This window comes from Rhodanobacter sp. Root627 (assembly GCF_001427835.1).
Taxonomy (GTDB): domain Bacteria; phylum Pseudomonadota; class Gammaproteobacteria; order Xanthomonadales; family Rhodanobacteraceae; genus Rhodanobacter; species Rhodanobacter ginsenosidimutans.
On sequence record NZ_LMGW01000003.1, the window covers coordinates 228,890 to 248,867 of the forward strand.

17 protein-coding genes are annotated in these 19,978 nt (G+C 66.4%); 8 read left to right on the forward strand and 9 right to left on the reverse strand.

Annotated elements, in window-relative coordinates; translation table 11 throughout:
* Window positions 1-37 precede the first annotated feature (37 nt).
* Window positions 38-496, reverse strand: a complete 459-nt coding sequence (locus tag ASD68_RS13850) for a hypothetical protein (protein WP_056084707.1) — start codon at window positions 494-496, stop codon at window positions 38-40.
* 210 nt (window positions 497-706) lie between these two features.
* Here ASD68_RS13850 and ASD68_RS13855 point away from each other — a divergent pair, with 210 nt between their 5' ends.
* Complete coding sequence (locus ASD68_RS13855; RefSeq protein WP_056607816.1) at window positions 707-1,123, forward strand: universal stress protein; 417 nt, start codon at window positions 707-709, stop codon at window positions 1,121-1,123.
* 132 nt (window positions 1,124-1,255) lie between these two features.
* Window positions 1,256-2,077: a ferritin-like domain-containing protein gene (locus tag ASD68_RS13860; protein WP_056607818.1), complete on the forward strand. Its 822-nt coding sequence runs from the start codon at window positions 1,256-1,258 to the stop codon at window positions 2,075-2,077.
* Window positions 2,078-2,086: 9 nt separating this feature from the next.
* Here ASD68_RS13860 and ASD68_RS13865 read toward each other — a convergent pair whose 3' ends face one another.
* The 3 genes from ASD68_RS13865 to ASD68_RS13875 form a co-directional block, all read right to left on the reverse strand.
* Complete coding sequence (locus ASD68_RS13865; protein WP_056607821.1) at window positions 2,087-2,824, reverse strand: hypothetical protein; 738 nt, start codon at window positions 2,822-2,824, stop codon at window positions 2,087-2,089.
* Window positions 2,825-2,905: 81 nt separating this feature from the next.
* Window positions 2,906-3,208, reverse strand: coding sequence for a DUF3247 family protein (locus ASD68_RS13870; RefSeq protein WP_056084696.1), 303 nt, complete (start codon window positions 3,206-3,208; stop codon window positions 2,906-2,908).
* A 142-nt stretch (window positions 3,209-3,350) separates the two neighbouring features.
* On the reverse strand, window positions 3,351-5,582 hold the full coding sequence (locus tag ASD68_RS13875) for a glycoside hydrolase family 3 C-terminal domain-containing protein (protein WP_082546081.1): 2,232 nt from the start codon (window positions 5,580-5,582) through the stop codon (window positions 3,351-3,353).
* A gap of 366 nt (window positions 5,583-5,948) precedes the next feature.
* Here ASD68_RS13875 and ASD68_RS13880 point away from each other — a divergent pair, with 366 nt between their 5' ends.
* Together ASD68_RS13880 and ASD68_RS13885 are read left to right on the forward strand one after the other, a co-directional pair.
* On the forward strand, window positions 5,949-6,617 hold the full coding sequence (locus ASD68_RS13880; protein ID WP_056607824.1) for a glutathione S-transferase: 669 nt from the start codon (window positions 5,949-5,951) through the stop codon (window positions 6,615-6,617).
* Between the two features lie 88 nt (window positions 6,618-6,705).
* Entirely contained in the window at window positions 6,706-7,038 is a 333-nt protein-coding gene (locus ASD68_RS13885; protein ID WP_056084687.1) for a hypothetical protein, read from the forward strand.
* An 80-nt stretch (window positions 7,039-7,118) separates the two neighbouring features.
* Here the strand turns inward: ASD68_RS13885 and aceE are convergent, their stop codons facing one another.
* The 4 genes from aceE to rsgA form a co-directional block, all read right to left on the reverse strand.
* Complete coding sequence (gene aceE / locus ASD68_RS13890; RefSeq protein WP_056084684.1) at window positions 7,119-9,815, reverse strand: pyruvate dehydrogenase (acetyl-transferring), homodimeric type; 2,697 nt, start codon at window positions 9,813-9,815, stop codon at window positions 7,119-7,121.
* Between the two features lie 151 nt (window positions 9,816-9,966).
* Complete coding sequence (locus ASD68_RS13895; protein ID WP_056607827.1) at window positions 9,967-12,264, reverse strand: NADP-dependent malic enzyme; 2,298 nt, start codon at window positions 12,262-12,264, stop codon at window positions 9,967-9,969.
* 195 nt (window positions 12,265-12,459) lie between these two features.
* Window positions 12,460-13,746, reverse strand: coding sequence for a flavohemoglobin expression-modulating QEGLA motif protein (locus tag ASD68_RS13900; RefSeq protein WP_056607829.1), 1,287 nt, complete (start codon window positions 13,744-13,746; stop codon window positions 12,460-12,462).
* A 106-nt stretch (window positions 13,747-13,852) separates the two neighbouring features.
* The gene (gene rsgA, locus ASD68_RS13905; protein ID WP_056085159.1) at window positions 13,853-14,908 is read right to left on the reverse strand and encodes a ribosome small subunit-dependent GTPase A; all 1,056 of its coding nucleotides are present in this window, start codon (window positions 14,906-14,908) and stop codon (window positions 13,853-13,855) included.
* 213 nt (window positions 14,909-15,121) lie between these two features.
* On the opposite strand from rsgA, the gene ASD68_RS13910 reads away from it, so the two are divergent.
* From ASD68_RS13910 to grxD, 3 genes are all read left to right on the forward strand, one after another.
* Window positions 15,122-16,378 (forward strand): aminotransferase class I/II-fold pyridoxal phosphate-dependent enzyme, encoded by a 1,257-nt coding sequence (locus ASD68_RS13910; RefSeq protein WP_200945420.1) that lies wholly within the window; start codon window positions 15,122-15,124, stop codon window positions 16,376-16,378.
* A gap of 20 nt (window positions 16,379-16,398) precedes the next feature.
* Entirely contained in the window at window positions 16,399-17,001 is a 603-nt protein-coding gene (locus ASD68_RS13915; RefSeq protein ID WP_056608088.1) for a GDSL-type esterase/lipase family protein, read from the forward strand.
* 100 nt (window positions 17,002-17,101) lie between these two features.
* Entirely contained in the window at window positions 17,102-18,025 is a 924-nt protein-coding gene (gene grxD, locus ASD68_RS13920; protein WP_056084675.1) for a Grx4 family monothiol glutaredoxin, read from the forward strand.
* A 23-nt stretch (window positions 18,026-18,048) separates the two neighbouring features.
* On the opposite strand, the gene ASD68_RS13925 is transcribed toward grxD, so the two are convergent.
* Entirely contained in the window at window positions 18,049-18,840 is a 792-nt protein-coding gene (locus ASD68_RS13925; protein WP_056084671.1) for an AMP nucleosidase, read from the reverse strand.
* 132 nt (window positions 18,841-18,972) lie between these two features.
* Between ASD68_RS13925 and ASD68_RS13930 the strand changes: the two genes are divergently transcribed.
* Window positions 18,973-19,917 (forward strand): DegV family protein, encoded by a 945-nt coding sequence (locus tag ASD68_RS13930; RefSeq protein ID WP_056607831.1) that lies wholly within the window; start codon window positions 18,973-18,975, stop codon window positions 19,915-19,917.
* Window positions 19,918-19,978: the final 61 nt, after the last annotated feature.

Consider the following 19,978-nt stretch of genomic DNA (forward strand, 5'->3'; position numbering starts at 1 on the left):
GGCGCCCCTCCTTTTTCATCCCGCCTGTCGGCCCCGCTCAGCGTCGCGTGATGGTGAACTTGCCCACCGACACACCGAGGTTGACGCCCTCGCCGGTGCCCGCCAATGCCAGGGACGTGGTGCCCTTGGTCAGCACCTGCGCGCCCGAGCTTTTCACCACGCCCGCCTCGGCGCCGGCCTGGGCGTAATCACCGAACACATCGGAAATATCGTGCACGTCGCTGATCTCGCCCTTGCCGTTGTTGATGCGGTACTTGCCGGCGGTGAGGCCGCCGCCGACCACCTCGATCTTCACATTGGCCGTCTGGCCGTTTTCGCAGGTGATGGTGCCGGTGCCCTCGGCGTGCTTGTAGATCAGCGACCAGCCGGACAGGTTGTAGACCAGGTGGCAATCCACCTTGGCATCGGTTGCCTGGGCCTGGCCGGCCGGCATCATCGTCGCCGCACCCGCGCAGGCCAACACGAGTGCCGCCATTCCAAAAGTACGCTTGATCATGGTCATCTCCTTGAGAGGGTGGGAGGGCGAAGCGTGTACATCGCCGCGTGATGCGAATGTGCAGGCAAGCCCGCCATGTCCCGCTCGATGAACACGGCGTTCATCGCGCGGAGAACGCGGTTTGCCCGCACGGTCGCGGCGGTTTGTGTTTCTGCCGACAGGGCTCCTAGACTCGTTGCGTCCGATGTCGAACGGCGCCGAGGAGCAATCATGGTCAAGTATTCGCTGGTGGGTTACGACGGCTCCGATGCATCACGCCGCGCTTTCCAGTTCGCCATCGACCTGGCGCGTTGCAACCATGGCCGCGTGCGCGTGGTGTCGGTGCTGCAGGTCACCGAGGGCGGCGCCGATGTGTCAGCGTTGTTGATGGCCGATTCGGGCACCCAGCGCGCACGCGAGTTGCTGGACGAACTGACCGCCATCGTGCCCGACGCCAACGAACTGGTCGACGTGGAACTGACCTACGGCAGCCCCGGCGACGTGCTGCTGGGCCAGATCGAACAGCACGGCGTGGATCACCTGGTGATCGGCCACACCGAGCGCGGCGCGCTGGCGCGCTGGCTGCTGGGGTCGGTCTCCAGCAACGTGCTGGCCAAGGCGCACGTGCCGGTCACCGTGGTGCGCTGAAACTTCCGTCGCGCAGCCGGCAAGTCGGGTGGCGTTAATCCGCCAGCACCCACACGACCTATCCTGTCTCATCCCCTCGTCATGTGGCCGCGCGCAAGATGCCGCCACATCCGGTGACTCACAGGAATCGCGTTGACCTATACCACCGCCCTGCCCTGGACCCTCGAAAGCCTGGACCTCGGCCGCATCGACATTGCCCGCATCCGCCACAACGAGGATCTGTTTTTCCTGCTGTGCAGCTCCTCCTTCGTGGAAAGCGGCTCGGACCTGTACGCGCAGAATCTCGTCGACCACTTCGCCGACGACGCCGAGTTGCAGACCTGGCTGACCGAACACTGGAAACACGAAGAGCTGCAGCACGGCCGCGCTCTGGCCGCGTATGTGCGCGCCGTGTGGCCGGAGTTCGACTGGGACGCGGCGTTCGCCACGTTCTGGCACGACTACGGCGCGGTGTGCACCGCCGAGCAGCTGGAGTCGTCTCGCGGGTTGGAGCTGGCCGCGCGCTGCGTGGTGGAAACCGGTACCGCCGGCCTTTACCGCGCCCTGCACGACATCACCGACGAGCCGGTGCTGAAGGAACTCACCGGCTACATCAAGAGTGATGAAGTGCGCCACTACAAGCACTTCTATCGTCACTACCTGCTGTACCGGGAACGCGGGGACTTCGGTCGCTACAAGGTTTTCCGGGCGATTCTGCGGCGGGTGCGCGAGATCAAGAGCGAGGACAGCGATATCGCCCTTCGCCATGTGTTCAACCAGTGCTACCCGCACCTGCGCGAAAACGAGGCGGAGTTCCGCCGCATCAGCGACCGGGCGCAGGGCCTGCTGCGCCGACACATTCCCGCGGAAATGACGGTGAAGATGCTGATCAAGCCACTCGACCTGTCACCGTGGATGCAGAAGGCGATGGCACGCCCGCTGGCGCGCATCACCGAGAAACTGTTCCTGCACTGAGTCGGCGTGCTACTTCTTTTTCGGCTTGTCCAGCTTCTGCCATTTCGCGGGATCGAAACCGCCGACCTCGTACAGCAGCGTCTCCTTCTTCTCGCCATCGGCCACGGTGACGTCCATGGTGATTTTCGCCGCGCCGTGCAGCAGGGCCAGGAACTGCTTGTCATCGCGGATCATCAGCGCCGGCTCGCCGCTGGGCGGCGCAAACGCCTTGATCCCCACCGGCTTGCCGTCGACGGTTGCCTTGATGGTGCAATTGCCGCGACAGACGAAGCCCGCGCCCGAGCCGAACAGGAACACGCTCTGGCCCCAGTCGGTATGTCGCCGCAGGATCAGGCGCACGCTGTCGTTGCCACCGGGCTTGCTGCTCTGGATGGTGGCGGTCGACTGGGTGCCACCCTGCATCGGCGCCACCTGATACAGCCACAACCGCGCCAGCCGGTTTTTCTCGCTGGTTTCGCGATAGCGCTTCTCGATGTCCGGCAGGGTCTTCTGCACCTCCGCGGCGGCAGCGCTCTGCGGGAAACGGCGCACGATGTCCTGGCCCATCGACACGGCCATCTGGTCGTTGCCGATGCGCACCAGCTGACGATACGTGTCGAGATTGGTGGCCGCCGCCTGCGCTTTCGCGGCGGCCTGCTGCTGCTCCGCGCCCGGCGCCGGCGCACCGCCACCGGAACAACCGGCAAGCATCACCAGCCCACAAGGAAACGTGGCCAGGGCCAGGCGAAAAATCGTCAGTCGGATCATCGGCAAAGGCTCGCAGGGACAAAGCCACTAGCTTGAATCGTCCACCACTGTGGTGCAACCGCAGCGGCGGCACGGCTGCAGTCACGCCCGCAACGGTGCATTCGTATCGAGCAGCTCCACGTCGGTGATCTGGTCGAACCACACCCGCCGGCGCCAGTCCGACAGGTTCAGGTGCTCCAGCTCCACCACGCCATTGACGCCCTCCTTGCCGGTGTCGTCGTAGAACATCTGCACGGTGGGGCGGGCGCACACCACGCCCTCGCAATGCTGGCCATCGACCAGATGCAGGCGGACGCGTGCGCCATCGGACAATGCCTGCACCAGCGTCTCGAAGCGCTGGATATCCCGTGGCTCGGTGTAGACGTGGGTGGCTTGCCTGGTCATGGATGCATCCGTTGAAACGCGTTGCCGCCACGCTAAACGCCATGGCGGCAACGCGGTGTCAACGTGCGGGCGCGGTCGCCCCGGAAAGCAGAAAGCCCCTCCGGCGGAGCCGGAAGGGCTTTCGAACGCACTGCAAAACGGGTTACTTGCCGTTGACGTCCACGGTCGTCGCCGGCAGCTTCACCGTCACGCTGGCCTGCGGATCGAGCGCGGACTTGGCCACGGTCACCTGATACTCGCCGCTGGCGATTTTCCAGGTCTTGTCCTTGCTCTGGTACATCGCCAGCAGGCGCGGATCGACCTTGACGCTGACCTTGCGGCTTTCACCCGGCTTCAGCGCCAGCTTCTGGAACGCGCCCAGACGCTTGGGTGCTTCCCACAAGCCCTTCGGCGACGCGACGTAAACCTGCGCCACGTCCTTGCCGGCCACGGCGCCGGTGTTCTTGATCGTGAAGCTCACGGTCAGCTGGCCATCGGCCCAATGGGCGGCCAGACCGTCATGGCTGAAACTGGTGTACGACAAGCCATAACCGAACGGGAACAGCGGCTTCAGGCCTTTCAGGTCAAACCACTTGTAGCCCACCGCCGCGCCTTCGCTGTAATTGACGTCGAAACGCAGCTCCGGCTTCTTCGGGTCGCCATCGAGCACCGGACGCGGCAGTTGCTGCTCCGAGGCCGGGAAGGTGATCGGCAGATGGCCCGACGGATTCACTTCACCGAACAGCACCCGGCCGATGGCTTCGCCGCCGCTGGTGCCCGGATACCACGCCTCCAGTACCGCGCCGACGTCCTTCAGCCACGGCATCAGCACCGCGCCGCCGGTTTCCAGCACCACGGCCGTATGCGGATTGGCCTTGGCCACCGCGGCGATCAACGCATCCTGGTTGTCGGGCAGTGACAGGTTGGGCACGTCAAACGCTTCGGCCGTCCACTGATGGGCAAACACGATGACCAGATCGCTGGCCGCCGCCAGCCGCGCAGCGGCGGCGGGATCGGAGCCATCATTGAACGTGACCTTGGCGTTGCCCGCGCGGGCCTGGATCGCCTTCAGCGGCGACGACGGGAAGTACACCGTGGGGCCGGGGAATGAATCGGGGCCCAGCCCCTTCACCGCCATGCCGCCCACCGGGTAGACCTGCGACGAACCACCGCCGGAAAGCACGCCCACGTCGGCATGGGAACCGATGATGGCGATTTTCTTCAGGCCCGCCTTGATCGGCAGCAGCGCGTTGTCGTTCTTCAGCAGCACCATGCCTTCTTCGGCATCGTTCTGCGTGACCTTGGCATGGGCGGCGAAATCGATGTTGTTCTTCGGGCCGGTGACCGGATCGTCGATCAGCTTGTGCTCGAACATGGCGTACAGGACGCGGCCGGCCATGTCATCAAGCCGCTTCTGCGGCACCCAGCCATTGGCCACCGCCTCGCCCAGCGCGTCACCGAAATAGCGCGACTTGTCGAACGGCACGCCGGACTGCTGGTCCAGGCCGTTGTTGGCTGCCTGGACCGTGCTGTGGGTCGCGCCCCAGTCGGACATCACGAAACCCTTGAAGCCCCAGTCGCCCTTCAGCACTTCGTTCAGCAGGTACGGGTTTTCGCAGGCGTAGATACCGTCAACCCGGTTGTAGGAGCACATCACCGAACCGGGCTGGCCCTGTTCGTTGGCGATCTGGAATGCCAGCAGATCGGACATGCGCGCCGCCGCATCGTCGACCTCGACGTTGAGGAAGTTGCGGCCGGTCTCCTGGTCGTTCAACGCGTAGTGCTTCAGCGTCGAGATGATGTGGTTCGACTGGATGCCCTTGATCTGCGCACCGACGATGGTGCCGGCGAGCAGCGGGTCTTCACCGCCGTATTCAAAATTGCGCCCGTTGCGTGGTTCGCGCACCAGGTTGACGCCACCGGCCAGCATCTCGTTGAAGCCGGACGAACGCGCCTCGGCGCCGATCATCGCGCCGCCGGCAAAGCCGACCTCGGGGTTCCAGGTGGCCGCGGTGTTCATGCCCGAGGGCAGCGAGGTGCGCTCGCGCACGTTCGGCCCGCGCTGCGACGCCACGCCCACACCGGCATCGGTCTGCCACTGGTTGGGAATGCCGAGGCGCGGAACGCCGTAGACGAAGCCCGCGGACTGGTGCAGCGATTCCTTCGGCCGCTTGTAATGCTTGCCGTCCAGGTCGGTGCCGAAATAGCCCATCACCAGGCGCAGCTTTTCCTCCTGGGTCATTTCCTTGAGCACCAGCTGGGTGCGTTCGGCGGCGCTCAGGTGGGTGTTCATCCACGGCTTGCCGGCGAGTTCCTGGCGCGTCGGCGCCGGTGCCGGCTCCTGGGCAAACGCGGGCGATGCCATCAGGCCGCCGAGCGCGCATGCGGCGATCAAGCCGATTTTCCTGGGTACCGTCATGTTTCGTCCTCGGGTTGCGTTGGGCGACGCGCCGGCCGGAATGCCACGAGGGTGGGCCAGGCGGGAACGTCGATGGGGAAGGAGCGTTTTGCGTCTGGCCGGGTGTCCGGAAGTTTGCTGATTCCGGGCCGGGACACTGCCGATTCATCACCCCTTCAGAACCGCCCTACAGTAGTTGGAGCACGGTTCGGATGTCCAGACGATGGCGATCGCTCGGCGGCCACTCGGAGCATCTGCCGCACAGACGCGAATCAGGCATGCTGTGATGCAGTGCGGCATGCTTGCGCACGTGGCCGGCGCCGCCGGATACCCACTCACCATGTCGCCCCTTGTGGAGCCTTCATGATCGTCGTGCACCATCTCAACAACTCGCGCTCGCAACGCATCCTGTGGCTGCTGGAGGAATTGGGCGTGCCGTACGAGATCAAGCGCTACCAGCGCGACCCGAAAACCATGCTGGCGCCGCCCGAACTGCGCGCGGTGCATCCGCTGGGCAAGTCGCCGGTGATCACCGACGGCAAGCTGACCGTGGCCGAGTCGGGCGCCATCGTCGAGTACCTGGCCGATCGTTACGGCGCCGGTGTGCTGATTCCCGCGCATGGCACGCCCGAGCGCCTGCGCTGCAATTACTGGCTGCACTACGCCGAAGGTTCGGCGATGCCGCCGTTGCTGCTGAAGCTGGTGTTCCAAAGGGTGGAACGCGCGCCGATGCCGTTTTTCGCCAAGCCGATCGGCAAGGGCATCGCGCGCAAGGTGCAGCACGATTTCGTCGACCCGCAACTGGCCTTGCATCTGGACTACCTCGAATCCCGGTTGCAAAACAGCGACTGGTTCGGCGGCACCACCTTCAGCGTGGCCGACATCCAGTTGAGTTTTCCGCTGGAGGCGTTCGCCGCGCGCGGCGGGCTGGACGAGACGCGGCCGAAACTGTGCGCCTTCCTGCAACGCATCCACTCACGCCCGGGCTACCAGCGTGCGCTGCAGCGTGGCGGCGAGTACCTGCTGGGCTGAACGGTACCCGTGCCCGACCGCGCGGGTATACGCCTCGCTCACGAATGCGCTGGCAGCCTGTGACGTCAGCAGAGTCCAGGAGAACGCCATGCACAGACGTGATATCGAACGGCAGATTCGTGACGCCAGCGAGCAGGCCGGCCAACGCGTTCGCCAGTCCGCGAACGGCGCGGTAGACAGCGCGCAGAACCTCATCGACCGCGGTCGTCGCCGCATCCAGGAGCGTTTCGGCGCGGGCGATGGCCGCTATCGCCGCCAGTTGACCCGCGCCGCGGAAGACCTGGCCGACGAAACCAACTACCACTACCGCCGCATGCGCCGCCAGGTGAATCGCCACCCGGTCGCCACGGTGGCAATCGTGGCCGGCACCATCGGCGCCTTCCTGCTGCTGCGCCGCGCTTTCAGCAGCGATGACGATTGAGTTCGACGGTGCCTGACGGCGCCATCGGAAGATAAAAAAACCGCCCGGAAAGGGCGGTTTTTTTATTGCTTCAGGATCGATCAGACGCTCAGCGGATTCGGCTTTTCCGGATCCAGGTTGTACTGCTTGATGGCGCGGCTGACGTCCTTGGCGCTGACCTTGCCTTCCTTCGCCAGTGCGGCCAGTGCGGCATGGGCGATCCAGCGGCGATCGACCTCGAAGAACTCGCGCAGGTGCTCACGCGTGTCGGAGCGGCCGAAGCCCTCAGTGCCCAGCACGGTGTAGTGCATGCCGTCGGGGATGAACGCACGGATCTGGTCGGCGAATTCGCGCACGTAGTCGGTGGCGGCGACCGCCGGGCCAGAACGCCCGTCCAGCAGGCCGGTGACATACGGCACGCGCTGCTCGGCTTCCGGATGCAGGCGGTTCCAGCGTTCGGCATCGAAACCGTCACGACGCAGCTCGACGAAGCTGGGGCAGGACCAGATGTCGGATTTCACGCCGAAATCCTTCTCCAGCAGCTCGGCCGCCGCGATCACCTCGCGCAGGATCGTGCCGGACCCGAGCAACTGCACGCGCAGCTCGCCCTTCTTGCCCTTGCCGCCGTCCTTGAGCAGGTACATCCCCTTGATGACGCCTTCCTCGCAGCCCTTGGGCATGTCCGGATGGGTGTAGTTCTCGTTCATCACGGTGATGTAGTAGTAGTGGTCCTCCTGCTCCTGCAGCATGCTGCGCACGCCGTCCTGCATGATCACCGCCACTTCGTACGAGAACGTGGGGTCGTACGCCTTCACGTTGGGGATGGCGCCGGCCAGCAGGTGCGAATGGCCATCCTCGTGCTGCAGGCCTTCGCCGTTCAGCGTGGTGCGACCGGCGGTGCCGCCGACCAGGAAGCCGCGCGAGCGCATGTCGCCCGCCGCCCAGCAGAGGTCGCCGATGCGCTGGAAGCCGAACATCGAGTAGTAGATGAAGAACGGCAGCATCGGCTGGTTGCTGATGCTGTAGCTGGTGGCCGCGGCCATCCACGAGGCCATGCCGCCGGCCTCGCTGATGCCCTGCTGCAGCACCTGGCCCTTCTGGTCTTCGCGGTAGTACAGCAGCTGGTCGGAATCCTGCGGACGGTATTTCTGGCCGAACGGTGCGTAGATGCCGATCTGCCGGAACATGCCTTCCATGCCGAACGTGCGCGCCTCGTCGGCCACGATCGGCACCACGCGCGGGCCGATGGTCTTGTCGCGCAACAACAGGTTCATGCCTCGCACCAGCGCCATGGTGGTGCTGATCTCGCGGTCGCCGGTGCCCTTGGTGATCTGCTCGAAGGCGGCCAGGTCCGGCGCCTTGAGTTTCACGTCGGTGGTGCGCCGGCGCTGCGGCAGCGCGCCGCCCAGCGCCTTGCGGCGTTCCAGCATGTACTGCACTTCCGGGGAGTCCTTGCCCGGGTGGTAATACGGCACTTCTTCCAGCTTGGAATCGGGTACCGGCACGTTGAAACGGTCGCGGAAGTGGCGCACCGATTCCAGGTCCAGCTTCTTTTGCTGATGGGTGGGGTTCTGCGATTCGCCCGAGCCCAGGCCCATGCCGTAGCCCTTGACCGTCTTGGCCAGGATCACGGTCGGCATGCCCTTGGTGTTTGACGCGGCGTGGTACGCCGCATACACCTTGTGCGGGTCGTGGCCGCCACGGTTCAGGCGCCAGATGTCGTCGTCGCTGAGGTTGGCCACCATCTCGCGCGTCTCCGGGTACTTGCCGAAGAAGTTCTCGCGCGTGTAGGCGCCACCGAAGGCCTTGCAGGCCTGGTATTCGCCGTCCACGGTTTCCATCATCAGCTTGCGCAGCACGCCCTTGTGGTCGCGGGCAAGAAGCGGATCCCAGTAGCTGCCCCAGACCAGCTTGATCGCGTTCCAGCCTGAACCGCGGAAGCTGCCTTCCAGTTCCTGGATGATCTTGCCGTTGCCACGCACCGGGCCGTCCAGCCGCTGCAGGTTGCAGTTGATCACGAAGATCAGGTTGTCCAGGCCCTCGCGGCCGGCCAGCGAGATGGCGCCGAGGGACTCCGGCTCGTCGCATTCGCCGTCGCCCATGAAGCACCAGATCTTGCGGTCGCTCTTGGGCACCAGGCCGCGGTTTTCCAGGTACTTGAAGAACTGCGCCTGGTAGATCGCCTGGATCGGGCCCAGACCCATCGACACCGTCGGCACCTGCCAGTAATCGGGCATCAGCCACGGGTGCGGGTAGGACGACAGCGCGCGGCCCTTGCCGACCACTTCCATGCGGAACAGGTCGAGCTGATCCTCGGCCAGGCGGCCTTCGAGGAACGAGCGGGCGTAGATACCCGGGCTGGAATGGCCCTGATGGAAAATCAGGTCGCCCGGATGGTCGGCGCTGGGTGCGCGCCAGAAATGGTTGAAGCCCACGTCGTACAACGTGGCGCTGGAGGCGAAGCTGGCGATGTGGCCGCCCAGTTCACCCGGCTTGCGGTTGGCCCGCACCACCATCGCCATCGCGTTCCAGCGGATCAGCGAACGGATGCGCCATTCCATCGCCGCATCGCCGGGGCTCTTGGCCTCCTGGCTGGGCGGGATCGTGTTGACGTATTCAGTGGTGGGGTTGAACGGCAGGTAGCCACCCGAACGACGGGTGGTATCGACCATTTTTTCCAGCAGGAAATGCGCGCGCTCGGTGCCATCGTGATGGATCACCGCATCAAGCGAATCGATCCATTCGCCGGTTTCGGTAGGGTCGATGTCCTGATTGAGGATATCGTCGAGCTGATCCATGAAGATTCTCCGCGGCGCCGTGCGGTGCCTGACTTGATGTGGGAACCCGCGGCCGGGGATGCAGCGAGCCCATCAAGTTTAGCGGCCGGCCCACCCGTGCGCCACCGCACGGTGGCAGCCCGGTGTCACGGCGTTGCGGCGGCGTTTCGTCTCAGGGCGCCGCCTGAATCCGGGTGCCGATGCGGATCTGCGCCTCGACCGAGGCCACCGCGGTCATGTTGACGATCCGTCGCACCGTCGACTGCGGCATCAGGATGTGCGCCGGCTTGGCCACGCCCATCAGGATCGGCCCGATCACCACGCCGTCGGTGAGCATGCGGCTCATGTTGTAGGCGATGTTGGCCGCATCCAGATTGGGGAACACGAACACGTTGGCCTTGCCTTCCAGCCGCGAGTGCGGGAACAGCTTCTCGCGCAGCGCGGGGGTGAGCGCGGTGTCGGCCTGCATTTCACCTTCCACCTCCAGCCGCGGCGCCTTGGCGCGGATCAGCTCCAGCGCCTTGCGCATCTTGTGCGCGCCGCAGCAGTCGCGGCTGCCGAAGTTGCCGGCCGACAGCAGCGCGATCTTCGGGGTGATGCCGAACAGCTTCAGCCGGATCGACGCCTGCAGCGTGGCTTCGGCGATCTGCTCGGGCGTGGGGTCGTCCATCACGTGGGTGTCGAGGTAGAAGAACGTGCCCTTCTCGGTGGCCACCGCCGCCATCGCCGAAGCCGAGCTGACGCCCTCGTCCATGCCGATGATGTCGCGAATGTATTTCAGCTTGCTGGGAAACTGGCCGACCATGCCGCACAGCAGCGCATCGGCCTCGCCACGCTCCACCATCAGCGACGCGATCGCGGTGGGACGCGAGCGCACCACCGCCTTGGCCATCGACGGGGTCACCCCGCGGCGCTCCATCAACTGGTGGTAGTGCTGCCAGTAGGCGTCGAAACGCGGATCGGAGTTGATGTTGCAGATCTCCACGTCCACGCCCGGCTTCAGCCGCAGGCCGGCGCGCTTGATGCGTTTCTCGATCACCTCGGGGCGACCGATCAGGATTGGCACGGCAAGGCCCTGGTCCACCACCGTCTGCACCGCGCGCAGCACGGTTTCCTCCTCACCCTCGGCGTATACCACCCGCGCCGGCGCCGCCTTGGCGCGCTCGAACACCGGCTTCATCAGCAGGCCGGTGCGGAACACGAAACTGGTGAGCTTGTCGTTGTAGGCGACGAAATCCTCCATCGGCCGCGTCGCCACGCCCGACTCCATCGCCGCCTTCGCCACCGCCGGCGGCAACTGGATCAGCAGCCGCGGATCGAACGGCTGCGGGATCAGGTAATTCGGCCCGAAGCTGGGCGGCTTGCCGCCGTAGGCACGCGCGCTGACGTCGGACGACTCGCGCCGCGCCAGCGCCGCGATGGCCTTGACGCAGGCGATCTTCATTGCCTCGTTGATCACCGTGGCGCCCACGTCCAGCGCGCCGCGGAACAGATAGGGGAAGCACAGCGCGTTGTTGACCTGGTTCGGATAATCCGAGCGGCCGGTGGCCATGATGCAGTCAGGTCGCACCGCCTTGGCGTCTTCCGGGGTGATCTCCGGGTTCGGGTTCGCCAGCGCGAAGATGATCGGCCGCTCGGCCATGGTGGCGACCATCGCCGGCTTCAGGATGCCGCCGGCGGACAGGCCCAGGAAAATGTCGGCGCCATCGACGATCTCCTCCAGCGTGCGCATCGGCGTGTCGCGCGCATAACGCTGCTTGTCCGGGTCCAGGTCGGTGCGCTCGCTGTGCAGCACGCCGTGCACGTCGCAGGCCAGGATGTTCTCGCGCCTCACGCCCAGCGCCACCAGCATGTCCAGGCAGGAAATGCCCGCCGCACCCACACCGGTGGTGGCGATGCGCACATCCTCGATCCGCTTGCCCACCACCACCAGCGCGTTCAGCACCGCGGCGCCCACGATGATCGAGGTACCGTGCTGGTCGTCGTGGAATACCGGGATCTTCATCCGCTCGCGCAACTTGCGCTCCACGATGAAACACTCCGGCGCCTTGATGTCTTCCAGGTTGATGCCGCCGAAGGTCGGTTCCAGACTGGCGATGATGTCGACCAGCTTGTCCGGATCGTTCTCGTCGATCTCGATGTCGAACACGTCGATGCCGGCAAACTTCTGGAACAACACGCCCTTGCCTTCCATCACCGGCTTGGCCGCCAGCGGCCCGATGTTGCCCAGCCCCAGCACCGCCGTGCCGTTGCTGATCACCGCCACCAGGTTGGAGCGGGCGGTGTATTCGGCCGCCGACGTCGGGTCCTCCACGATTGCATCGCAGGCCGCGGCGACGCCGGGCGAATAGGCCAGCGACAGATCGCGCTGCGTCAGCAGCGAGGTGGTCGGCGTGACCTTGATCTTGCCGGGGCGCGGCAGGCGATGATATTCGAGGGCGGCAAGACGCAGTTCTTCGGGAAGAGTCATCGGTGCGTTTTCGGCGAGAAAAGGGAGAATTCCGCGCGGCGGAAGCTTCGTTCGATGTTAGCACCGGGTTAAACCGGCGACCCGTTCCAAAAGTACCGTGCGGGCGGGTTGTGGGAGCGACTTCAGTCGCGATGCTCTTGATGTCGATGAGCCTCAAAAGAAGAAGCATCGCGACTGAAGTCGCTCCCACAGTCACTACATACCCACTACCAACTCATCCGCCTGCACGTTTTCCATCTGGATGCCGTTGATGAACAGCGAGAACGCCAGCTTGCCCGCCAACCCGTGCATGTGTTGCATCCAGGGTGGCAGCCAGCGCGGTGGCAGGATGGCGCCGGAATCGAAATACGGTTGCAGCGAGATCACGTCGTGCAGCGCCAGCTTGCCGGCGAACAGGTGGCGCAGCAGGTCCATCCGTCGCTGCTTCAGCGCCCAGCGGAAAAACGTGTGCACGGTGAGCAGGCCGGACAGATAAACGTTGTCCTTGGCGAAAGCCGCGCCACCCTCCAGCGGCACGCCGCGGAACACGCGTTGGGCCGAGTGGAAACTGTCGGCCACGCTTTGGCCGCAGGCGCTGAAGTATTGGTAGACCTCGACGAAGTTGGCGCCGTTGAGCGCCATGTCGATCGCCACGATGCGCAGGCTGATGCGCTTGAGGCGGGCGATGTCGATCGCGCCGGACATCAGTTCGGCGAACACCGCCAGCCCTTCCTGGGTGGCCGTTACCCGCGGCGAGGTGCGCGCCAGCGAAGCGAGCAATGGCTGGCGGCGACCGTTCAACGCCGTCAGCGAATGCACGAAGGCCTCGTGCGCCAGCAACTGGTGGCGATCGTACTCGGTGAAGCAGGTGCCGCCGCGCAGGCGGATGCGGGTGGCGCCGGCGGCGGCCTTGGCGGTGAGTTCCGGATCGACCTCGACGCGGATCACGCCCTCGCCGAAAAACGCATCCAGCGTGGCGGCCACGTCGCGGCGCAAGCTGTCCGCCGGTATCGGCACGCCGCTGTCGTCGGCGAGCAGGTCCGCGCCCAGTTCGTTGGCCAGCTCCACGAAATAGCGGGCCGCGTCGAGGTTGCTGCGCTGGCTGCCGGGGATGGGGTCGTCAGGGCGGCCGTACAGCGCGATCGACGGCGCGGTGACCGCCGCGGTGCCCACCGACTCCAGCATCTCGGCGGCGATGCGCCATGACTCGGCGGTGCGGCGCAGGTAGTCGTCCAGCGGGTCGATATCCTGCGGGTCGTTGCCACCGGCCGCCGCTTCGATGGCGGCCAGTTCGGCCCGCACCGCGGCCAGGTCCGGCCGCGTGTAGGTGACCTGCGGCAGGGTGAATCGGCCCTTGCCGTAGGCGCGGATCATCTCCGCTTCCAGCGAAGCCGGCCACGCCACGGTGGGCAGGATGCGGATCTCCCGCACCGCGGCCAGCAGGCGCTGGTCGAGCGCGGCGCAGCGCAGCAGTTGTGCCTCGCTGGCGGGCGGCGTGTTCAATCCCTGGCCCTGCCGGTCCGACGGCGTGCAGGGGCGACGCGGCTGATTCGGGCGGTGCACATGGGTCGACTCCAGCTGGCTCGCAGGCGGGTGGTGGGGCGCTCGGCTAATCGCGTTCGCGTTGCCCGCGGGGGCTGTGCGGACGGTCGATCGGGCGGCCCCCGCGCTGGCGGCGCAGGCGCGCTTCCAGCGTGGCGGCCTGCTCCTCGCGCTCGTCATGCAGTTTCAGGTAATTGCGCCAGCGGCCGGGGCTGAGTTCGCCATTGTCCAGCGCGATCTGCACCGCGCAGCCCGGCTCGCTGCCGTGGCCGCAATCGGCGAAGCGGCACTGCTCGGCCAGCGCCTCGATGTCGGCGAACAGGTCGAGGTTTTCCTCGCCGGTGAGTTTCAGCTCGCGCATGCCGGGCGTGTCGATCAGGCAACCGCCGCTGGGCAGCGACAGCAGCGCGCGATGCGTGGTGGTGTGGCGGCCGCGGCTGTCGTGACTGCGCACTTCGGCGGTGGCCATGCGCGCGGTGCCCAGCAAGGTGTTGGTGAGGGTGGATTTGCCTGCGCCGGAAGAACCCACCAGCACCGCGCTGTCGCCCGGCTGCAGGTAGGGCGCCAGCAAGGCCACGCTGGCCGGGTCCTTGCCGTTCAGCGGATGGATCGGCGTGCCGGCCGGCAGCCGTTCGCGCAGGGCGGCGATCAGCTCGTCGGCATCGTCGCGGGTGTCGAGCTTGCTCAGCAGCACCACCGGCTGGGCGCCGGAATCCTCGGTCAGCGACAGATAACGCTCGATCCGGGCCGGGTTGAAGTCGCCGTCCAGGCCGGTCAGCACCAGCACGTAGTCGATATTGGTGGCGATCAACTGGCGCTCGTAGCGCTCGCCGGCCGCCGCCCGCGACATCACGGTACGACGGGGCCGTACGGTGATGATATGCGGCGGTGCACCGTTGGCCACTTCGACGAAATCGCCCACCACCGGCCGCTCGGCCGGGTCGATGCCGCGTTTCAGGAAACGGCCGTCCGGCTGGGCGCTGAACAGCACCTCGCCATCATGCAATTCGTAGCCTGCGCGATGCTGGGCCACCACACGGGCCAGGCGCAGGCCGGCGGCAGGCAAGGTATCGCCACGCCAGCCGATACGGCGCAGGCGTTCGATGGTTTCGGCGTCACTCATGGCGGGGATCTGCATGCGTTGTCCGGCGGAACCGGAAGGTTGGGACGGTCGTGTCGAGGCGGCCAGCCCGGGGATCAGAGGACACGGCGATTATGCCTTGCCCGCAGTTCGCCGCACGATAGCCCTTTATTAGCCCCCGGCCGACCTCGCGCTGCACTGCATCACGCTGGTAGCATTCAGTAACCGGCGGTGGCGTCGGCTTGACTCATGAGGATGCCGGTGGTGGCTTCGATCAAACCCAGTGCGCACCTGGCGGAAGTGCGCTACGAGATCCGTGGCGCACTCAACCGGCGCGCGCGTGACATGGAGGCCAGCGGCCTCGACATCATCAAGCTGAACATCGGCAACCCCGGCCGCTACGGTTTCGAAGCGCCCGCCCACCTGCGCGAGGCCGTCGCCAGCCACCTGCACCAGAGCGACGCCTACGGCCACGAACAAGGCCTGGAGCTGGCTCGCGAAGCGATTGCCGAACAGCAGCGCGCCCGCGGCGCCCGCGGCGTCGATATCGAACACATCTTTGTCGGCAACGGCGTCAGCGAGCTGATCGACCTGTCGCTGCGCGCCCTGCTGCAGCCCGGCGACGAAGTGCTGCTGCCCAGCCCGGATTACCCGCTGTGGAGCGCTGCCACCATCCTCAACGACGGCACGCCGCGCTATTACCGCTGCCTGGCCGAGAACGACCACCTGCCCGATCCGGACGAGATTGAGGCGCTGGTCACCCCGCGCACGCGGGCGCTGGTGCTGATCAACCCCAACAACCCCACCGGCGCGGTGTACCCGCGCGCGCTGCTGGAGCGGCTGGTGGCCGTGGCCGCGCGGCACAAGCTGCTGCTGCTGTGCGACGAAATCTATGACGAGGTGCTGTACGACGGCGCCGTGTTCCAGCCGCTGGCCGAGGTCGCCGGCGACCTGCCCTGCGTCAGCTTCGGCGGCCTGAGCAAGGTGCATCGCGCCTGCGGCTACCGCGTGGGCTGGATGAGCCTGTCCGGCAGCCACGCGCTGACCGCTGACTATCGTGACGCCCTGCAACTGCTGGCCGCGCTGCGGCTGTGCGCCAACATGGCAGTGCAATGGGCGGTGCCGCCCGCGCTGCACAGCGCCCCCACCATCAACGCCCTGACCGCCGCCGGTGGCCGCCTGCACGAGGCGCGCCGGTTGGTGATGGAAGGCGTGGCCGCCAGCCGCCACCTCGACCTGGTCGCCCCGGCCGGCGCCCTGTACGCATTCCCGCGCGTGCGCGCCGAGAGCTTTGGCGACTTCGACGACAACGCGTTCGCGCTGCGCCTGCTGGAAGAGGAATCGGTGCTGGTGGTGCCCGGCAGCAGCTTCAACGTGCCCAAGAGCCACCATTTCCGGCTCACCCTGTTGCCGCCGCCGGCGCAGTTGATGGAAGTGTTCGTGCGCATCGACCGGGTGCTGGAGCGCATGGCCAGCGAGCAGCCCCGGCGCAAAGTCGCCAGCGCGGCCTGATGACCGGCGGGCCGGCCGCCATGCCGCTCCGCCACCTCGCCCTGGGCGATTCCTATACGGTGGGCGAAGGTGTGCCCGCCGATGCCAGCTGGCCGGCGCAGTTGCGCCGGCAACTGCGCGATGACGGCATCGCCATCGACCCGCCGCGCATCGTGGCGGTCACCGGCTGGACCACCGACGAACTGGCGGCGGGCATGGACGCCGCCGCGCTGGTGCCGGGCTGGGATCTGGTCACCCTGCAGATCGGGGTGAACAACCAGTACCGCGGCCACCCGGCCGCCGGGTACCACGACGAGTTCGCCGCACTGCTGCGGCGCGCCATCGCACTGGCCGACCACCGGCCGGGACGCGTGGTGGTGGTGTCGATTCCCGACTGGGGCGTCACCCGCTTCGCCCGCGAGCAACAACGCGACGGCGCCACCATCGCCGCCGAACTGGACGTTTACAACGCCATCGCCCGCGTCGAAAGCGTCCGTGCCGGCGCCCGTTGGGTCGATGTCACGGCGATTTCCCGCCAGCGGCCCGACGATGTCGTGGCTGATGGCCTGCACCCATCGGGCGCCCAGTACGCAGCCTGGGTCGAGGCCATTGCGCCCGCCGTGCGCGCCGCGCTGGCCCGATAACCACACTTCTCGCACGGCCACCGCCCGCGGCGCCTTGATCGGCGACAAGGCCCCCACATATCAGGCGGCGTATCATTACCCCCTTTTCCGGAGCCTCCCCATGTCCCTCGACAGCGCCACCCGCGAACGCATCCAGACCCTGCTCAAGGACCACCGCGTGGTGCTGTTCATGAAGGGCGACCGCCAGCAGCCGATGTGCGGTTTCTCCGCCGCGGCCACCAACACGCTCAACGAGCTGCTGCCCGAATACCACACCGTCAACGTGCTGGAAGACCCGGAAATCCGCGAGGGCATCAAGCTCTACGGCGAGTGGCCCACGATCCCGCAGCTGTATGTGGAAGGCGAACTGGTGGGCGGCGCCGACATCATCCGCCAGATGTACGGCAGCGGTGAGCTGCACACCTTGTTCGGTGCTGCCGCGCCGGACCGCACGCCGCCGGAAATCACCATCACCGACGCCGCCGCCGAGGCGATCCGCCAGGGCACCGCCAATGCGCAGGGCGTGGCGCTGCATCTGGAGATCGGCCCCGACCACAGCGCCGGGTTCCAGTTGGCGCCGGCCGGCGACCACGACATCGTGGCGGTTTCGAACGGGCTGGAAGTGCATTTCGACCCGGCCAGCGCCCAGCGCGCCCGCGGCATCGTGATCGACTGGGTATCCACCGTGCAGGGCGAGGGCCTCAGCCTGAAATTCCCCGGCGCGCAGGAAGTCGGCATGCTCACCGTGCAGCAGCTGAAAGACCGGCTCGCCGCCAACGACATCACCCTGGTCGACGTGCGCCCCGCCGCGGATCGCGCCAAGGCCGCGCCGCTGGCGCAGGCACGGGTGCTGGAAGAGGAAGGTTTCGAGCAACTGGCCACGCTGCCGAAAGACACCGCGCTGGCGTTCATCTGCCACTTCGGTGTCTCCAGCCGCGCAATGGCCGAGCGCTTCGCCGCGCACGGCTTCAGCAACGTGCACAACGTGGAAGGCGGCATGGAGACGTGGGCGCGCGAGATCGACACCAGCGTGCCGCGCTATTGATGGGATGACCCCGCGACGGCGATTCAATCGCCGTCGTATTCCTCCTCGAAACGCAGGTGCTTCACGCTGCGACCGTTGCGGCGCACCAGCTTCAACGCCTCGATGCCGATGCGGATGTGTGCCTCCACGAATTGCGAGGTGACGCCGCGGTCGCTGGCCTCGGTTTTCACGCCCTCGGGAATCATCGGCTGGTCCGATACCAGCAGCAGCGCGCCGCAGGGGATCTTGTTGGCGAAGCCGGCGGCGAAGATGGTGGCCGTTTCCATGTCCACCGCCATGCAGCGGGTGCGGCGCAGGTAATCCTTGAACACCTCGTCGTGCTCCCACACGCGGCGGTTGGTGGTGTACACCGTGCCGGTCCAGTAGTCGTGGCCCAAGTCGCGGATCATGGTGGACACCGCGCGCTGCAGCTGGAACGCCGGCAGCGCGGGCACTTCCGGCAGCAGGTAATCGTTGCTGGTGCCCTCGCCGCGGATCGCCGCGATGGGCAACACCAGGTCGCCCAACTGGTTCTTTTTCTTCACCCCGCCACACTTGCCCAGGAACAGCGCCGCCTTCGGGCAGATCGCGCTGAGCAGGTCCATCACGGTGGCGGCGTTGGGGCTGCCCATGCCGAAATTGATCAGGGTGATGCCGTCGGCGGTGGCGTTGGGCATCGGCCGGTCGCGGCCCTTCACTTCCACCCCGTGCCACTGCGCGAACAGCTCCACGTAGTTGCCGAAATTGGTCAGCAGCACGTGCTCGCCGAACTCCCCCAGCGCGGTGCCGGTGTAACGCGGCAGCCAGTTGGAAACGATCTCCTGCTTGTCTTTCATCGAAAAGATGCCTGCATTTCTTGCGGTGTGGCCGCCAGCTTAATGCGCGGCGCGGATAGGCGGTGTCACGTGGACTTTCGTTCGGGGCCACATGCTATGTTCGGTCCTAAAACACGTAGCAGGGGACATGTGATGCGCATGGGTCTGGCTGTCGATGCGTCCTGCGATCTGCCGCAGGCTTTCCTGCAGCAACACAACATCGTGGTGATGCCGATCGCGGTGAAGGTGGACGACGAGACGTTTCTGGATGAGCGCAACCCGGCCGAGATCCAGCGTTTCCTGGATCGCCAGCTGGGCAGCCGCAGTCATTCAGCGGAAACCGAGCCCTGTTCGGTGCGCCAGATCGAGAACCTGTTTCTGGAGCGGTTGGTGCTGGAGCAGGACTGTGTGTTCTGCCTCACCATCACCGCCACCCGCAGCCCGATCTACGATCACGTCAACCGCGCCAGCTTCGCCATCCTCAAGAGCTATCGCGAGGTGCGCAAACAGGCCGGCGTGCCAGGGCCGTTCATGATGCGGGTGATCGACACGCGCAACCTCTTCGCCGCCGAAGGGCCCGCCACCATCGAGGCGGCGAGGATGATCGACGCCGATGAGCCTCCGGCCGCGATCCGCGAGCGGCTGCTGCACGTGGCCAACAACACCTACGGCTACATGCTGCCGCGCGACCTGTACTACCTGCGCGCCCGCGCCAAGAAAAAGAACGACCGCAGCGTGGGCCTGGTCAGCGCGATGCTGGGTTCGGCGCTGGACATCAAACCCATCCTGCAATGCCATCGCGGCGAAACCGGCCCGGCGGGCAAGGCCCGCGGCTTCGAGCAGGGCGCGCAGATGCTGTTCGACCACGCCATCCAGCGCGTGCGTGCCGGCTTGCTGGTACCGGCGATGTGCGTGAGCTACGGCGGCGACCTGGCCGTGCTGGCGCAGCTGCCCGGCTATGCCGAGCTGCGCGCGGCGTGCGCGGAAACCGGCGTCATGCTGACCGAGGCACCGATGAGCATCACCGGCATGGTCAACGTGGGCGAAGGCGCCGTCACTTTGGGCTTCGCCGCCGAGGAGCATGAGGTGCGGTTCTGACGGTGGTACCGATGGGGCTGTGACTGTGGGAGCGGCTTCAGCCGCGATGCTCTTGGAGCCG

Excerpts from the sequence above, each read along its gene's own strand:
- ASD68_RS13910 (WP_200945420.1), top strand. The coding sequence starts at position 15,122 with ATGCCGGTGGTGGCTTCGATCAAACCCAGTGCGCACCTGGCGGAAGTG.
- ASD68_RS13855 (WP_056607816.1), top strand. The coding sequence starts at position 707 with ATGGTCAAGTATTCGCTGGTGGGTTACGACGGCTCCGATGCATCACGC.
- ASD68_RS13870 (WP_056084696.1), bottom strand. The coding sequence starts at position 3,208 with ATGACCAGGCAAGCCACCCACGTCTACACCGAGCCACGGGATATCCAG.
- ASD68_RS13885 (WP_056084687.1), top strand. The coding sequence starts at position 6,706 with ATGCACAGACGTGATATCGAACGGCAGATTCGTGACGCCAGCGAGCAG.
- rsgA (WP_056085159.1), bottom strand. The coding sequence starts at position 14,908 with ATGAGTGACGCCGAAACCATCGAACGCCTGCGCCGTATCGGCTGGCGT.
- ASD68_RS13850 (WP_056084707.1), bottom strand. The coding sequence starts at position 496 with ATGATCAAGCGTACTTTTGGAATGGCGGCACTCGTGTTGGCCTGCGCG.
- grxD (WP_056084675.1), top strand. The coding sequence starts at position 17,102 with ATGTCCCTCGACAGCGCCACCCGCGAACGCATCCAGACCCTGCTCAAG.
- ASD68_RS13865 (WP_056607821.1), bottom strand. The coding sequence starts at position 2,824 with ATGATCCGACTGACGATTTTTCGCCTGGCCCTGGCCACGTTTCCTTGT.
- ASD68_RS13930 (WP_056607831.1), top strand. The coding sequence starts at position 18,973 with ATGCGCATGGGTCTGGCTGTCGATGCGTCCTGCGATCTGCCGCAGGCT.
- ASD68_RS13925 (WP_056084671.1), bottom strand. The coding sequence starts at position 18,840 with ATGAAAGACAAGCAGGAGATCGTTTCCAACTGGCTGCCGCGTTACACC.
- ASD68_RS13915 (WP_056608088.1), top strand. The coding sequence starts at position 16,399 with ATGCCGCTCCGCCACCTCGCCCTGGGCGATTCCTATACGGTGGGCGAA.
- aceE (WP_056084684.1), bottom strand. The coding sequence starts at position 9,815 with ATGGATCAGCTCGACGATATCCTCAATCAGGACATCGACCCTACCGAA.
- ASD68_RS13880 (WP_056607824.1), top strand. The coding sequence starts at position 5,949 with ATGATCGTCGTGCACCATCTCAACAACTCGCGCTCGCAACGCATCCTG.
- ASD68_RS13895 (WP_056607827.1), bottom strand. The coding sequence starts at position 12,264 with ATGACTCTTCCCGAAGAACTGCGTCTTGCCGCCCTCGAATATCATCGC.